The organism is Mesorhizobium sp. M9A.F.Ca.ET.002.03.1.2, from assembly GCF_003952365.1.
Classification (GTDB): domain Bacteria; phylum Pseudomonadota; class Alphaproteobacteria; order Rhizobiales; family Rhizobiaceae; genus Mesorhizobium.
In genome coordinates, this window is the sequence record NZ_CP034443.1 from 4,283,236 (window position 1) to 4,299,083 (window position 15,848).

General features: G+C 62.6%; 14 protein-coding genes and 3 pseudogenes. 9 read left to right on the forward strand and 8 right to left on the reverse strand.

What is annotated here, in order from left to right; translation table 11 throughout:
* Positions 1-168: 168 nt before the first annotated feature.
* Positions 169-1,221: a glycosyl transferase family 90 gene (locus EJ066_RS20560; RefSeq protein WP_126041124.1), complete on the reverse strand. Its 1,053-nt coding sequence runs from the start codon at positions 1,219-1,221 to the stop codon at positions 169-171.
* Between the two features lie 88 nt (positions 1,222-1,309).
* A pseudogene (locus EJ066_RS32145) lies at positions 1,310-1,426 on the reverse strand (recombinase family protein); the annotation flags it as partial.
* 101 nt (positions 1,427-1,527) lie between these two features.
* Between EJ066_RS32145 and EJ066_RS32150 the strand changes: the two are divergent.
* Positions 1,528-1,765: pseudogene (locus EJ066_RS32150) on the forward strand (DUF4158 domain-containing protein); the annotation flags it as partial.
* A 182-nt stretch (positions 1,766-1,947) separates the two neighbouring features.
* Here the strand turns inward: EJ066_RS32150 and EJ066_RS20575 are convergent.
* Positions 1,948-2,991, reverse strand: coding sequence for an aldo/keto reductase (locus EJ066_RS20575; protein WP_126041128.1), 1,044 nt, complete (start codon positions 2,989-2,991; stop codon positions 1,948-1,950).
* Between the two features lie 270 nt (positions 2,992-3,261).
* Here EJ066_RS20575 and ppk2 point away from each other — a divergent pair, with 270 nt between their 5' ends.
* A complete protein-coding gene (ppk2, locus tag EJ066_RS20580; RefSeq protein ID WP_126041130.1) occupies positions 3,262-4,182 on the forward strand; it encodes a polyphosphate kinase 2 in 921 nt (306 codons plus the stop codon).
* A gap of 333 nt (positions 4,183-4,515) precedes the next feature.
* Here the strand turns inward: ppk2 and EJ066_RS20585 are convergent, their stop codons facing one another.
* The 5 genes and pseudogenes from EJ066_RS20585 to EJ066_RS20605 form a co-directional block, all read right to left on the reverse strand.
* Positions 4,516-5,160, reverse strand: coding sequence for a dihydrofolate reductase family protein (locus EJ066_RS20585; protein ID WP_126041132.1), 645 nt, complete (start codon positions 5,158-5,160; stop codon positions 4,516-4,518).
* Positions 5,161-5,358: 198 nt separating this feature from the next.
* Positions 5,359-5,670, reverse strand: a pseudogene (locus EJ066_RS20590) (HepT-like ribonuclease domain-containing protein).
* Positions 5,671-5,718: 48 nt separating this feature from the next.
* Complete coding sequence (locus EJ066_RS20595; RefSeq protein WP_126041134.1) at positions 5,719-6,015, reverse strand: nucleotidyltransferase domain-containing protein; 297 nt, start codon at positions 6,013-6,015, stop codon at positions 5,719-5,721.
* Positions 6,012-7,094, reverse strand: coding sequence for a porphobilinogen synthase (gene hemB / locus EJ066_RS20600; protein WP_126041136.1), 1,083 nt, complete (start codon positions 7,092-7,094; stop codon positions 6,012-6,014). The genes EJ066_RS20595 and hemB overlap by 4 nt, the downstream gene beginning before the upstream one ends.
* A 98-nt stretch (positions 7,095-7,192) precedes the next feature.
* A complete protein-coding gene (locus EJ066_RS20605; RefSeq protein ID WP_126041138.1) occupies positions 7,193-8,017 on the reverse strand; it encodes a DUF2066 domain-containing protein in 825 nt (274 codons plus the stop codon).
* Positions 8,018-8,178: 161 nt separating this feature from the next.
* On the opposite strand from EJ066_RS20605, the gene EJ066_RS20610 reads away from it, so the two are divergent.
* From EJ066_RS20610 to EJ066_RS20640, 7 genes are all read left to right on the forward strand, one after another.
* Entirely contained in the window at positions 8,179-9,222 is a 1,044-nt protein-coding gene (locus tag EJ066_RS20610) for an enoyl-CoA hydratase/isomerase family protein (protein WP_126041140.1), read from the forward strand.
* Entirely contained in the window at positions 9,219-9,641 is a 423-nt protein-coding gene (locus EJ066_RS20615) for a DUF6163 family protein (RefSeq protein WP_126041142.1), read from the forward strand. The genes EJ066_RS20610 and EJ066_RS20615 overlap by 4 nt, the downstream gene beginning before the upstream one ends.
* Positions 9,642-9,845: 204 nt before the next feature.
* Complete coding sequence (locus tag EJ066_RS20620; protein ID WP_126041144.1) at positions 9,846-10,361, forward strand: winged helix DNA-binding protein; 516 nt, start codon at positions 9,846-9,848, stop codon at positions 10,359-10,361.
* Between the two features lie 337 nt (positions 10,362-10,698).
* Entirely contained in the window at positions 10,699-11,952 is a 1,254-nt protein-coding gene (locus EJ066_RS20625) for a L,D-transpeptidase family protein (protein WP_126041146.1), read from the forward strand.
* A gap of 121 nt (positions 11,953-12,073) precedes the next feature.
* The gene (locus EJ066_RS20630) at positions 12,074-13,714 is read left to right on the forward strand and encodes a Na+/H+ antiporter (RefSeq protein WP_126041149.1); all 1,641 of its coding nucleotides are present in this window, start codon (positions 12,074-12,076) and stop codon (positions 13,712-13,714) included.
* Positions 13,715-13,833: 119 nt separating this feature from the next.
* Positions 13,834-15,147, forward strand: coding sequence for a serine hydroxymethyltransferase (gene glyA / locus EJ066_RS20635; RefSeq protein WP_126041151.1), 1,314 nt, complete (start codon positions 13,834-13,836; stop codon positions 15,145-15,147).
* A gap of 70 nt (positions 15,148-15,217) precedes the next feature.
* On the forward strand, positions 15,218-15,838 hold the full coding sequence (locus EJ066_RS20640; protein ID WP_126043991.1) for a hypothetical protein: 621 nt from the start codon (positions 15,218-15,220) through the stop codon (positions 15,836-15,838).
* Positions 15,839-15,848 lie beyond the last annotated feature (10 nt).

Here is a 15,848-nt window from a genome sequence, read left to right on the forward strand (position 1 = left end):
CCCGGCAGCTATCAGACCTCTATCCGGCCAGCATGTGCAGATGCAATAGCCTTGGGCATAACAGGTGCGAAATTCCCTGGTGGATGGGCCGCTGACGCGGGTTCGGCGATTTGAAGGGGCGTGTTGAGCTTCTCGGTCAGGAAGTCGCGCGCCTCGGCCGAGATCACGTCATTGGCCTTGGTCCCATCGACCCGGCGCCGAGGACATTTGCGCGGCCGGGCGCGCAATAGGCGCCCCCTCGGTACGAGACATGATCAGATCCGCCCAGGCGGGATCGGCCGCGATCTGTCCGGTCAGAACGAAATATTTGCAGAGGACGAGCAGCGACAGGAGCTGCTCGCGCTCGCTGTCGAGGAACTGGGCGACATGGGCGTTCGCGTTGCGGATAATCTCCATCGCCTCATCGGGATGGCGCTCGTAGTAGAGGATCTTCTCCTCGAGATCGGCGAAGTCGTCGCGTAGCTCGACATAGTGTCTCCCGGCTTCAAGCCGCCCCTCCATGAACCAGGTCTCGATCTCGGGCTTCGGCTGCAGGCAGAGGGAGTTCGACGCAAGAATCCATTTGAGGTTCGTGGCCATGTCGTTCCCCTCGATGGAGATGATGTATTTGAATTCCATCTGCTCGGCAGGCTGCAGGAACTGGCGATGTGAAAGGTCATTCTTTGGACCATGGGTATGACCGACGTCGCAGAGCGGATGCGAGTGATAGAGTCGAACAAGCTCGAGGCGTTTCGGATTGTTCTGGCCGCCACGCCAAACCGCGACCGGCCTCTTGTCGGTGAAAGGTCTTCGGTCTGTCGGAAAATAGAAATTCCGAAACTTCACAAGTTTCATGATGACGGAATTTCGGTTGTCTCCTGCGATCGGACGACTCTTGACGATGCTCGGGTTGTCGGGAACATACCGCAGGTCACCGAAGAGATGATTTAGCTTCAGGTGCCTCGGGAAATAACGCGCATGCTCCTTCAGATCGTAGTAGTACATGCTCTTGCTCATCGGAATGCTGCTGACGGTGGAGGAGTACGGCCCGCCCTGCACACATTCCGAGAGCCTGTTGTAGTAGTTTAATCGCCATGACAGATAATCGGCATCGTATTGGTGCGTTCTGCCAACGATCGCATTCTGTCGGCTCCTGAAAATGATCTGCGGCGCACTGTCTCGCGCAATGTTGCGGAGATAATAGACGGCACGGCCGACTCTTCGTCCGAAAGGCGACTTCATCAGCTTACCTCTCAAGCGGCGAGATCGGCGACGACCGCGTCGAGCCAGCTAGATGTTGGCCGTCTGGGCACCAGAGAATATATCTGCCGTCCTCATAGATATGGTCGGGAAGAACACCCGCTTTGATCAACGCATCGCGCTGCAAGTCGTGGACTTGGCTGCCGTGGGCTTTGGGTACCCGCGCATATCCGATCAGGGCTGTCATTTATACGTCCGTTTTGGGTGACGCCCACAAATCGGTGCGCCAGAATCTTCCAAATTGTCACATATCTTGTCCTGTAGCGTAAGTCATGTGAAGGGTGCGAAGGCCTGGCGCCCCAGCTCTGCGCTTCATTATCCGGGGCGTTTGATCCAACGCGGCGAAATGATCCCGGAGGTCGCACTGGCCTTCGACCAGCTTGGCCTCGAGCCGGATGTGCTCACGAATTTTACCCGGCGCTCTCCGACCCGCTGTGAACAATTGGCCGTCCTTCGCCAGACATACGGCTTCAAGGATCTGACGCATCCTGACCGGGAGGACCTCCTGGGCTGGGCTCGCGGATTGGTCGATGGGACCAAGGCCAATGACTGGATCTCGGCCGAGGCGCGCGACTTCCTGGCCGAGAAGCTCAACACGCCCCTTCAAATCGCCGAGCATCTCAATATTTCCTGCTCAGCGGCCAGATCGAGCCCAATCCCGAGGTCTGGCGCAATATTTCGGGGTAGCGTTACGGCGATTGACCCCTGCTAGGCGCCATCCCGGTCAAGAACCAGATCGGCCGGGCCGAATCTGTCTTTTGCCGTGAACTGCTGGTGCCAATAGGGGTAGAGCACCGGCGGCCTGCTCACCGCGTCGAGCCGTTTGCGGTCGTCGTCGGTAAGCACCAGGCTTGCAGCGGCGATGTTGTCCTTGAACTGCGCTTCGGTCCGGCCGCCGATCACCAGCGAACTGACGGCAGGCCGGCCGAGCAGCCAGGCAAGCGCCACTTGCGCCGCCGACACGCCATGGCTCGTGCCGATCTCGACAAGGACATCGACGATCCGCCACAACCGGTCCTCGTCGCGGATCGGCGGTTCCGACCAGCCGCTGAGCTGGCGGGCGGTGGGGCTGTCGCGGTTGTATTTGCCGGACAGCAATCCGCCGGCAAGCGGGCTCCATACCAGCACGCCAAGCCCCTGGTCGACCGAGATCGGCAGCAGTTCGTATTCGGCTTCGCGCGCCTCCAGCGTGTAGTGGATCTGCTGGGTGACGAAGCGCGGCTGGTGCTGACGGTCGCTGATCCCTAGCGCCTTCATCACTTGCCAGCCGGAATAGTTGGAACAGCCGACATAACGGACCTTGCCCTGGCTGACGAGCGTGTCGAGCGCGGCGATGGTTTCCTCGAGCGGCGTCGTGCCGTCCCATTCGTGCAGGAAATAGATGTCGATGACATCGGTCTTGAGGCGCTTCAGGCTTCTCTCGCACTCGCGGATCAGATGGTAGCGCGACAGGCCTTCGTCGTTGGGGCCGGTGCCGATCCGCATGCGCGCTTTCGAGGCGATCAGCACGTCGCCCTTGCGTTTGCCGCCGAGCGCTTCGCCGATGATCTCTTCCGAAAGCCCGTTCGAGTAGACATTGGCCGTGTCGATGACGTTGATGCCGGCGTCGATGCAGAGGTCGATCATCCGGCGCGCCTCGTCGAGATCGGTCTTGCCAACCGCCGAAAATGCGCCGGCGCCGCCGAAGGTCATGGTGCCCATGGTCAGCGTCGAAACCTTCAGCCCCGAACGGCCGAGTGTGCGGTATTCCATGTCAGATCCTCACGATTGTGTTGGGAGAGGGCCTCAAGGGCAGCCCGAAATAAGCCTGGCATTTGTAGGACAATTCTCGCGGCTTGTCGCCCCGCGCCGCAGGGAGGGACCGATCACATCTCGCGGATTGGAAGCGGCCACCAGCACGCAGGCCGACTGCAATAAAACCGTCATTGCCGGCCTGTATGCAAGTCGGCTCAGGAGTCCATCCCGGCCGGGCAGGCCGGGTGGCGGGGCGCCCGGCAGGGGCTTGCACGCGGAGCAGCGCAAATGACCGAATCGAAACAGAATTCTCCGGCCAGGGATTGGCTGGAAGCGGAGCTCGCGGACACGCTCGACGAAGACTACGAGCTGGAAATGTCGGAGCCGGCGCTGTCGCTGGAGATCGCCAGGATCTACAAGAAGGCGCATCCGCCTTCGATCGACCGCATGCAGTATTTTCGCGACCTGATCGCGCTGCAATCCGAATTGATCAAGCTGCAGTCCTGGGTGGCTTACCACAAGAAGAAGCTTGTCGTGGTCTTCGAGGGCCGCGACTCGGCCGGCAAGGGCGGCGTCATCAAGCGCATCACCCAGCGGCTCAATCCGCGCATCTGCCGCGTGGTGGCGCTGCCGGCGCCGACCGAGCGCGAGAAATCGCAATGGTATTTCCAGCGCTATGTCCCGCATCTGCCGGCAGGCGGCGAGATCGTCCTGTTCGACCGGTCCTGGTACAACCGCTCCGGCGTCGAGCGGGTGATGGGCTTTGCCGGGCCCGATCAGGTCGAGGAGTTCTTCCGCGACGTTCCGGAGTTCGAGCGCATGATCGTCCGTTCAGGCGTCACGCTGGTCAAATACTGGTTCTCCATCACCGATGAGGAGCAGCAGATGCGCTTCCTGATGCGCATTCACGACCCGATGAAGCAGTGGAAGCTTTCGCCGATGGACCTGCAGTCGCGCGTGCGCTGGGAGCAGTACACCAAGGCCAAGGAAGAGACGTTCGCCCGCACCAACATTCCCGAGGCGCCCTGGTTCATCGTCGAGGGCAACGACAAGAAACGGGCGCGTCTGAACTGCATCGACCATCTCCTGCAGCAAATGCCCTATGAGGAAGTCCCGAACGAGGAGATCACGCTGCCCGAGCGCGTCTTCAATCCCGAATACGAGCGCCAGGTGCTGCCGCGCGAGCTGTACGTGCCGGAGAAGTATTGAGACTGCTTCGGATTACCCGACTTCCTTTCGCTCGGCCATTCCAGCGGGAGGGTGCGGACAGACGGGAAAGCACGGCGCGCCCCTGCATCGCTGCGCTCTTCGGCCTTTGTCATGGCATGGATCCTAGGGTCTGCGCTCCGCTTCGCGTTCGCTACGCCCTAGGATGACGACGGGGTGTCGCTTTCGGCCAACTTCCTACGTTGGCGATTGGCCAAGGGCTACCATGCATTCGTCATCCTAGGGCGGAGCAGGAGCGAAGCGACGTCGCGGAGACCCTAGGATCCATGCCGTTACTTCCGAGCGCCGCAGCGCCGCAGACAACAATCCTTGTGACTACGTCCGCTCGATGATGATATGCGTTGCATCCGGCGTCGCAACCTGCTCCGTGCACTGATAGCCAAGCTTGACCATGTCGATGCCCGCAAAAAGGCTCTCGCCGGAGCCGAGCAGCATCGGCGATATCGCCAGGTGCATGTCGTCGATGAGCTTTTCCCTGAGATATTGCCGGATCGTGGCGGCGCCGCCACCCAGCCGTACATCCTTGCCATCAGCCGCTGCTTTCGCCTTTTCCAGCGCTGAGTGAATGCCGTCGGTGACGAAATGGAAGGTCGTTCCGCCCTCCATGACGATCGGATCGCGCGCATGGTGGGTCAGCACGAAGACCGGCACGTGGTAGGGCGGGTTGTCGCCCCACCAGCCTTTCCAGCTGTCATCCGGCCATTCGCCGCGGATCGGCCCGAACATGTTGCGGCCCATGATCCATGCGCCGACATTTTCGAAGCTCCGCGCCGCGAACGCCTCGTCCGTGTCGGTGGCCCCGCCATCCTCGCCCGTCATCTTGTGGAAGGTGCGGGTGCCGAACATCCATTTGTGCAGGGCTTCCCCGCCAACACCCAGCGGGTCCTTCAGGTCCTGGTCGGGACCGGCGCCATAGCCGTCGATCGACACGGTGAATGCATTGACGCGGAGCTTGGACACGGCTGCCTCCTAAACCAGTTGTAATTTGCAAGCGGTTGTTTTGTAGCAAACTGATTGCAAATTGCAAGTGGTATTTTCGCGCGCCGTGGGCAGCAAACGACCGTACCGCAACGATCGCAGCCGTTGGCCGTTCGGTCCGATGTCACCACGGGACGGAATTTGCCAGTATGCCGTATCAAGCGCACGGCGAGGAATGTGCTATTTGCCGCGCTCTGGATCGGATGCTTCGAGGATACGTTCGACGGCAACGCGTAGTGACGGCAAGTTGTCCGTCACCACCGCCCAGACGATGGCATCGGAGGTCTTGTGATACTCGTGACGCAAAATATTCCCTATTCCGCGAACCTATTTCCAGGGAATTTCCGGAGCAAGAGTGGTCAACTCGTCCGGAATGTGCCGGGTGGCTTCGGAAATGATCTCGATGCCGCGCTCGACGCCATGGCGAAGCAGCCAGTCGTCACGAAAATCTTCCAGGGTCTTTCCTGCGGTGGCCGCCGCGATCCCATCCAAAGCCCGCTAAAATCTCGGCTAGGATCGGCTCGATCCGGCGGACTGCCATCAGAATACGCGCACGGCCGATTGTTCGATCTCCGCCTTCAACATAGGATGAAGGCTGTCGCGTGTGGTGATGTCGATTTCCGCTGACATCTTCTCTTCCAGAAATTGCTTGATGCCGACCAGATCGATCAGAGAAAAGCGCCGCGCCGGATCATAGTCGATGAACAGATCAAGATCGCTGTCCGGCTGTGCATCGTCCCGCGCCGCCGACCCGAACAGATAAAGCGAAGTCGCGCCCATGCCTTTGATGGCATCTGCGTTTCTCTGCAACCGTTCGATGACCTCATTCCTGCTCATGAGTCCATTCTAGCGGATTGCACTAAAATCCCAAAATGATGCGAGTGCCTACCCTTCAGCATCTCCGCCACCTCGGGCGCGAAATAAGTCAGAATGCCGTCGCAGCCGGCGCGCTTGAAGGCCAGCAGCGATTCCAGCATTGCCTTGTCGCCGTCGATCCAGCCATTGGCGGCGGCCGCCTTGATCATCGAATACTCGCCCGACACCTGATAGGCGAAGGTCGGCATCCGGAATTCGTCCTTCAGCCGGCGGATGATGTCGAGATAGGGCAGGCCAGGCTTGACCATCAGCATGTCGGCGCCCTCGGCGAGGTCCTGCTCGGCCTCGCGCAGCGCCTCGTCGGAATTGGCGTGGTCGAGATAGTAGGTCTTCTTGTCGCCCTTGAGCAGGCCGGCGGTGCCGACTGCCTCGCGGTAGGGACCGTAGAAGGCTGAGGCGAACTTCGTCGCGTAGGACATGATCGCCACGTCCTGAAACCCATTGGCGTCGAGCGCGTCGCGGATGGCGCCGATGCGGCCGTCCATCATGTCGGAAGGGGCAATGATATCGGCGCCCGCCGCAGCCTGGATGACGGCAGCCGCCGTGACCTGCTCCACCGTCTGGTCGTTGACGATGATGCCGTCGCGCAAGATGCCGTCGTGGCCATGCGAGGTGAAAGGATCAAGCGCTGCGTCGGTGATGATACCGATCTCGGGCACCGCCTGCTTAATGGCGCGCGTGGTGCGGTTGATGACGTTTTCCGGGTCGAGGATGTGCGACCCGGTCTGGTCGCGCAGGCCGAGTTCGACATTGGGGAAGGTGGCGATCGCTGGAATGCCGAGCTTTGCCGCGCGCTCGGCCTCCTTGACGGCAAGGTCGAGCGACAGGCGGAAGACACCGGGCATGGCAGCGATCGGCTCGCGGATATTTTTCCCATCGACGACGAAAATCGGCCAGATCAGGTCGTCGACGCTCAGCCGGTTCTCCTGGACGAGGCGGCGTGACCAGTCGGCCTTGCGCATGCGGCGCAAACGGCGGCTGCCGGTGATCTCGTCGACGCTGCGCGCGCCGGCAGGCTTTGCTGGGTTGAATTTGTTCATCGCCAAAACTCCGGATCGGGCAGCCTTACCACGAGCCTTCGCCGCTGACCAATGCGACACGATTATGCCAGGCTGGCATTGCTTGGATACCGGTATACCTATTCCGGCTGACCGTTGCCCGACAGGACCTGCGCGGCACCCCGCATAGCGACGCGGAACGCTTCGTCGAAACTGACGCCGCGCACCTGCCAGCTGTAGGTCTTGCCGCCCGTGGCAAGCCGCCAATCGGCGATCCAGCCCAGTTCCCCGTCGCTCCAGACGATGCTGCCGGCAAGCGCCTGATCGGCGCCGGCCTGTTTGGCGGCCTTGTCCAGAGCCGCCATATCCGTCTCGTGCAGCGCCTTGTCGGTCAGCCCGGACTCGGAGAGCAGCGACGCCTCGGGAAATGCGATGAGCATCGCCAGTGGGTCGGCGGCATTCAGGAACGATTCGCGCATCGGTGCGCCGTGCTCATCGTCGGCGGCCAGCGCGAAACGCCTTGCGCCTCGCTCGGTTGCGAGGAAGATCGCCAGCCGCGGCCGCTCGGCAAGCCACGGCTTGCTGCCGAGCGATGCCAGCACCGGGTCGATGACGGCGGGTTTGTAGAGGCAGTCAAGATCGTGCGGCCGGTCATGTGTGCCTTGTTCGTCGTGGATCGGGATGCCTTCCATCCGGTCGCGGTAGCGGAATTCGGCGACGAAGCTGCCAGCCTTGTCGCGCAGCGCCGCCATCGCAGGCTTTTTCGGCAAGCGCTGATCGCCGGAGACCCTGACCAGAACCGCATCCAGGCAGGCCTTGAAGCCGATCAGCCGGTTTTCCTCGCCCTGTCCAGTGACGATGGTTTTCGCGCGGTAGAGGTCGTCACCGGCCGATGCGGGACGAGCGGTCGCGCATGCCGCCATCAGGCCGATCACCACAAGGGTAAGACGCAAAAATCTAGGCATGGCTCAACGTCCGGTTCGAAAACCCGTCATCAAGATGGTCAGTTCTAGCATCGGGCTTCGGCGGTGGCCAAGACGGCAGGATTGCGCAGCCGGCATTGACGCACCCATGCGCCACGCTTTAGCACTTCAGTCCCGCAGGCGCGGGGAGGGATTCTCTTACGATGGATTTTGGCGGCGGCGACGAGATCCGCTTCGAACGATTGGGCCGGGCAGGCATCGTCACGCTGACGCGGCCGCGGGCGCTCAACGCCGTCACCCATCGCATGGTCGGGGCAATCGACAAGGCGCTGCGCGCCTGGGAACGGGATGACGGCGTCGATGCCGTCGTCGTCAGGGCCGAGGGCAGGGCGTTTTCGGCCGGCGGCGACATCCTCCACATCTACGAGGCCGGCCGGGCGGGAAAACCGCCGGTCGATTTCTTCGCCGACGAATACCGGCTGAACGCCCGCATCGCGCGGTTCGGGAAACCTTATGTCGCGCTGATCGACGGCATCGTCATGGGCGGCGGCGTCGGCATCTCGTTCCACGGCTCGCAGCGGGTGATGACCGAGAACGCCCAGTTCGCCATGCCGGAAGTCGGCATCGGCTTTTTCCCGGATGTCGGCGCCAGTCATCTGCTGCCGGGCCTTGGCGGCAGTTTCGGCATCTATCTGGCCCTGACCGGAAACCGCATCCGCTATGGCGACGCCTTGTGGTCGGGCCTGGCGACGCATACGATCATGGCGCAGGACCAGGCCGGCTTTCTCGACCGGCTCATTGCGACCGGCGATCCGGAATCGGCGCTGCGCGGCTTTTCCATCCCGGCCCGGCGTGAAACGGACAGTCCGACATTGGAAGCGATCGCCCGGCATTTTGCGCAACCGTCGCTGGGTGACGTCATCGCCAGCCTGGAGCGCGCTGCACCAGCCGATGAATTCGCGGCAAAGACGCTGGCGACGATCCGCTCCCGCTCGCCGACCAGCCTGCATGTCGCCTGGCGCCAGATCAACGCCGGGCTGACGCTGTCGATGGACGAGTGCATGCGGATGGAGTTCCGCATCCTCAACCGCATGCTGGCGGGCCACGATTTCTACGAAGGCATCCGCGCCGCCATCATCGACAAGGGTTCGACGCCGCAATGGCGGCCGGCAGGCATCGACGCAGTCGGCGCTGCCGACGTTGATGCCTATTTCGCGCCGCTCGGCGAACGGGAACTCGAGCTGTGAGCGAGGTCACGTCGAGACGCGTCGTGCTCCAGCCCACAATGGTGGAGGTCATCTTCGCCTGGTTCCAGCGCGCCATATCAGGCTACTGCCTGTTGTTCGGGATATTGTACTGGATCCGGCTGATCGGCTTCTACCCCGGCGCGTTGTGGCGCTTCGACCTGATGCCGGTGCATTGGCAGGTGGCGGCGGTGATGCTCGCCGTCTTCTTTCCCTTCGCCGCCGCCGGCCTGTGGATGCTGGCCTCCTGGGGGCCGGTGATCTGGTTCATCTGCGCGGTGACCGAAACCATCATGTATGCCGGCTTTCCCGAGCTCTTCGGCCGCCGGCCGCTGATCGTCGCCTCGCATGCGGCGGTGGCGCTGCTCTACATCGTCTTTCGCGTGGTGATCTGGATGCAGAAGCGCCAGACCCGGCGATAAGGCGCGGTGCCCCGAAATCATTGGCTAAATCTTTAGGTTAATCATCCTTGTTCGGGTGACCCTTCGTTAAGCCTCTTTCGAAAGCTATTACCGGTAAGCTCTTGTTAGCCCTGGCGTTTAAGTCGAATTTTATGAGTATTCGATAGTGTCGCGATCAAGGTGAAAAACAAAAAATCACCAGGCGACAAACGAGAGGCAAAGACAATGATCAATTCCCGTCCGGCGGCGAAGACCGCCAACGTATCTGACGACCGCCGCGAGGCGATCCGTTCGCTGTACATGGAATCGCTGCAGCTGGTGGAGCGGCTGCACCGCCGTCTGCTTGACGTGATCAAGGACGAATTCGACCGCAACGGCCGTTCCGACATCAACGCCATCCAGGCGCTGCTGCTCTTCAACATCGGCAATTCGGAACTGACCGCCGGCGAACTGCGCTCGCGCGGCTACTATCTCGGCTCGAACGTCTCCTACAATCTGAAGAAGCTTGTCGATCTCGGCTTCATCAATCACCAGCGCTCGCGCATCGACCGCCGTTCGGTGCGGGTTTCGCTGACGCCGAAGGGCAATGCGGTGGCGGAAGTCGTCGCCGGCCTCTACGAGCGCCATGTCGGCTCGATCGAGCAGGTCGGCGGCATCAACACCGAAGAATTCAAGCAGATGAACCGCGCCCTGCAGCGCCTCGACCGCTTCTGGAACGACACCATCGCCTATCGCATGTAAGGCAGATCCCTACAGGGAAACCGCACTGAAGAAGCGCGATCGAAAAGCAAGTCCACGACCTGAAGACCGATGCCGAAAAGCATCGGTCTTTCCGTTTCGCGAGACCAGCCGATCCAAATCGCGGTCAGGGTCACGTTGCCGCCATAATCCCGGTGGAAGCGAGAATGCGAGTGATGTTGCGGCAAGAGCCCAAGCGTCCCCTGAACGCGCGTCGCGCCCGGCGCGTTCTTACACCGAAGTGGTAGGGCCATGGTTGGCTAATTGTTAAGCATGCCAACTCTAGAGTGCGGGCGGATCGCCCGGTGAAAGAATTGTTACAAGATTGTCTGGAGCGTACATGAGAACCAGTCGCCGTTTCTTCCTTTCCGGAGCCTCCGCGTTGGCAGCAACGATGGTCGCCGGTGGCGCCAGCGCGCAGGACGTGATCGCGGATATCCTGAAATCCTCGGGCCGCAGCAACTGGGACGACCAGTTCGACGCTCGCGCCAGCCAGGGCGGCAAGGTGGCCTCGACGCTGCCGATCGTCAGCCTGCAGACCGTTGCGTATACCGAGCAGGCGATCGCGCAATATCAGAACATTGTTATGCAGGGCGGTTGGGGGCCGGTTCCGGACACCAAGAAATTGCAGCTCGGCGTCGTTGACCCCGACGTGGTGCCGTTGCGCAGGCGCTTGATGGTTTCGGGCGACCTGGCGCAGGGCGCCGGCATTTCAGAGGCCTTCGATTCCTATGTCGACTCGGCGGTCAAGCGCTTCCAGGCGCGTCACGGCCTGCCCGCCGACGGGACCCTTGGCCAATATACGTATGCGGCGATGAATGTTTCGGCGCAGGTCCGGCTTGGCCAGCTGCAGACCAATCTGCAGCGGCTGAACGAGCGCGCCGGCACGCTGGGCAACCGTTATGTATTGGTCGATATCCCCGGCGCCCAGATCGAGGCGGTCGAGAACGACCGTGTCGTGCTGCGCCACACTGCCGTTGTCGGCAAGATCGACCGCCAGACGCCGATCGTCGATTCCAAGATCAACGAGATCATCGTCAATCCCTACTGGAACGCGCCCGTCTCGATCGTGCGCAAGGACATCATTCCGCTGATGCGGAAGGACCCCAACTATCTCAAGGACAGCAAAATCCGTCTGTTCGCGCCGGATGGCAGCGAGGTCGATCCGCTGACCGTCGACTGGTCGACCGACGACGCCGAGAAATACCGCTTTCGCCAGGATCCGGGCTCCGGCAATGCAATGGCCTCGGTCAAGATCAATTTCCCGAGCCCGGACGGCGTCTACATGCACGACACGCCGCAGCAGAGCCTGTTCGGCAAGATGATGCGTTTCGATTCCTCGGGCTGCGTGCGCGTCCAGAACGTGCGCGACCTCGTCACCTGGATCCTGCGCGACACGCCGGGCTGGACCCGCCAGCATTTCGAGGCTTCGATCAAGAGCGGCGAGAACATCCCGGTGCAGGTCACCAATCCGGTTCCGGTCTATTTCCTCTACATCTCGGCCTGGTCGACGGGGCCTGGCGTCGTGCAGTTCCGCGACGACATCTACGGGCTCGACGGAGCCAACGAGCTGCAGATCACCTCTGCGCTCTAAGCGACTGATCTTTTTGCTGAAAGGCCGCCCGGAGAGGCGGCCTTTTTGCTTTCTGACGTCCCCGCCGGGGCGCGCCGGCTGAACGGATTGGCGGGGCCGAAAAACACTCGGGAACGGTGCCATGCAGGTCGCAATCTTCATCCTGGTCGTGCTCGTCTTCGTCGCGGTTTCCGGCGCGCTGGTCCGGCTGGTGCGGGTGCCGTTGCCGGTGTTGCAGATTGCCATAGGCGCCGCGCTCGCCTGGCCGGTGCGCGGCATCCATGTCGAGATCGATCCCGAGCTTTTCCTGCTGGTGTTCATCCCGCCGCTGCTGTTCAGCGACGCGGTAGCAGCACCCAAGCGCGAGTTGCTGGCGCTGCGCGGCCCCATCCTCGACCTTGCCATCGGGCTGGTCTTCTTCACCATCGTCGGCTTCGGCTACGCCTTGCACTGGCTGGTGCCGAGCATCCCCCTGGTCGTCGCTTTCGCGCTCGCAGCGGTGCTGTCGCCCACCGACGCCGTGGCCGTATCCTCGATCGTCGACAGGAATGTGGTTCCGGCGCGGCTGATGCACATTCTGGAAGGCGAGTCGCTGCTTAACGACGCGTCGGGGCTGGTGATGTTCCGCTTCGCCGTGGCGGCGGCGCTGACCGGCAGCTTCTCCTTCGCCGCCGCTTCGCTGAGTTTTCTCTATGCGGTCGCCGCCGGCATCCTGGCTGGCGTGGCGGCCTTGATTATTGCGACCAAAACGCTGCAACTTTTGAACCGCATCGGCAGTGTCCCGGCCGAGGCGCAAGTGCTGGTGATGATCCTGATGCCGTTCATCGCCTATCTCGGCGCCGAACATGTCGAAGCCTCGGGCATCCTGGCGGCGGTTACCGCCGGCCTGTTGACCGGTGGTTCCGGGATTTTCCGCTATCTCGGCGTCTCCGCTCGCATGCAGGCCCTGTCGCTATGGACGACGCTGTCCTTTGTCTTCAACGGCGCTCTGTTCATTCTGCTTGGCTTGCAGCTCCCCGACATCATCCGCAACGTGCCGCCCGAACTGAGCAGCCGGCATTGGCTGATCGAGCCGGTTGCCACGGTGCTGGTCCTGACGCTGTGCCTGATCGGCCTGCGCTTCCTGTGGATTTGGGTCGGTGACATCGCGGCGCGCCTTGCCGCGCGGCTCGGCAAGCGCAAGGCCGAGCCGTTCGGCCAGCGCGTGCGGCTCGCCGGTTCGGTGGCCGGCGTGCGTGGCGCCATCACGCTGGCCGGCATCCTGTCGCTGCCGCTCGCCATGCCCGACGGTTCACCCTTTCCGGCGCGCGACGTGGTCATCTTCCTCGCCGCCGGCGTCATCATCTGCTCGCTGGTGATCGCCAGCCTCGCCTTGCCGAAGATCGCGCGCGGGCTGGTCGAGCCGGGCGAGGATCCAGGCGCTGCCGAGGAGCGGCTGGCGCGTGTCGGCGCGGCCAACGCGGCCATCGCCCGCATCGAGAGCATTGCCAATGACGGCAGCGAAGGAGAGGAGGCCGGCGCCCGGCTGGCGATAGCCGACAGCATAGTCGCCGGCTACCGGCGCCGCATCGCCGCTTCCGACGAGGCCGATGAGGCGCGCGCCGAGGCCCGCGAAGCCGGGCGGCTGGAGCTCGAGCTGCGCCTGGCTGGCATCGAGGCAGAGCGCGCGGCCGTGCGCGCCATGTTTCGCAGCCGTGAAATCAACGATCATACGATGCGGGCGCTGTTTACCGAGATCACCCTCACCGAGGCCCTGCTAAAGGGCCGACAGACAAGAAAATAGGATCCGCGGACCCGCGCTGCCGCAATCCGGCCAGCAAATTTCGCGCTGCAAACGTGGCGGGGCGAGAGCAACTGTGTTAATGGCGCGGCAGACCCCCCGGACCTCAAGGATATCAAGCCATGGCAACAGCAACGGCAGTGTCGAACAAATTCGAATCCTTCTTCGAAACCACGCTGGCCGATGCCGATCCTGAGATATTCGGCGCGATCCGCAACGAGCTCGGCCGCCAGCGCCACGAGATCGAACTGATCGCGTCGGAAAACATCGTCTCCCGCGCCGTGCTGGAGGCGCAGGGGTCGATCATGACCAACAAATACGCCGAGGGCTATCCGGGCAAGCGCTACTATGGCGGCTGCCAGTTCGTCGACGTGGCCGAGGACCTGGCCATCGAGCGTGCCAAAAAACTCTTCGGCTGCAACTTCGCCAACGTCCAGCCGAACTCCGGCAGCCAGATGAACCAGGCGGTGTTCCTGGCGCTGCTGCAGCCCGGCGACACCTTCATGGGGCTCGACCTGAACTCGGGCGGGCATCTGACCCATGGCTCGCCGGTCAACATGAGCGGCAAATGGTTCAAGGTCGTCTCCTACGGCGTGCGCAGGGACGACCATCTGCTCGACATGGATGCGATCGAGAAGATCGCCCATGAGACCAAGCCGAAGCTGATCCTGGCCGGCGGCACCGCCTATTCACGCGTCTGGGACTGGAAGCGTTTTCGCGAGATCGCCGACTCGATCGGCGCCTATCTGATGGTCGACATGGCGCATATCGCCGGCCTGGTCGCCGGCGGCGTGCATCCGTCGCCGCTGCCATATGCCCATGTGGTCACCACCACCACGCACAAATCGCTGCGCGGCCCACGCGGCGGTATGATCCTGTGCAACGACGAGGACATCGCCAAGAAGATGAATTCGGCCGTGTTTCCGGGCCTGCAGGGCGGGCCGCTGATGCATGTCATCGCCGCCAAGGCCGTGGCGCTCGGCGAAGCACTGAAGCCGAGCTTCAAGATCTATGCCGAGAGCGTCGCCGCCAATGCCAAGGCGCTGGCCTCCAGTCTGCAGGAGACCGGCCTCGACATCGTCTCCGGCGGCACCGACAATCATCTGATGCTGGTCGACCTGCGCCCGAAGAACGCCACCGGCAAGCGTGCCGAGGCAGCGCTTGGCCGCGCCAACATCACCTGCAACAAGAACGGCATTCCTTTCGATCCCGAAAAGCCGTTCGTCACCTCCGGTGTGCGGCTCGGCACGCCGGCCGGCACCACGCGTGGTTTCGGCCAGGCCGAGTTCCGCGAGATCGGCAAGCTGATCGCCGAGGTGCTGGACGGGCTCAAGGCCGCGAATTCCGACGAGGGCAATGCAGCCGTCGAGGCAGCGGTCAAGGCGAAGGTGGGAGCGTTGACGGATCGTTTTCCGCTCTATCCATATCTCGGTTGACCTGAAGCGGGCAGTCATCCCTTATCGGCCGGACAGACGTGGGCGGTCCGGACAAGGAGCCTTGACGATGATGCGAATTTTCCGTCTTGCCGGCTTCGGCGCTCTTGGTGCGCTCGCCACAGTGAGCCCCTTGCCGCTATCCGGGTTCGCCTTGGCGCAGGCCGCGTCCACCCAGGATGCGCCCGCCCAGGCGGCGCCCGCCCAGGCGGCGCCCAAGATGGAGACCTTCGGCACGTGGTCCACCATCGTCGACGAAGTCGACACCGGCGAGGATGTGCGCAAGACCTGCGCCGCCTCGACCGCCTTTCTCGACGCGAGCGGTACCAGCGGCACCCTGACGCTCGCCATCTCGAACGGTGACGCACTGCCGCCCGACGGCTATCCGACCCTTGTCATCGCCATGAAAAACAAGGAACTGCCAACCGGCGAGAACATTCCGGCGGTGTTCGGCGACGCCAACAGCAAGGTCAAAGCGACCGTCAATACCATTTCGGATGCCGGCGGACAGTGGATGATGAACAATAAGACCGAGACCAGCTTGGCGCTGCTGCGTGCCATGCGCCGTGCCAGCGCACTCGATGTCACCTTCGCCGACAAGCCGGTCGCGACGGTATCGATGGACGGCTTCACGAAGGCTTATCGCAGCCTCGGCATGTCATGCGGCTTTCCGACCGGTGACGTCGCGCCGTAATCGGCCGGTA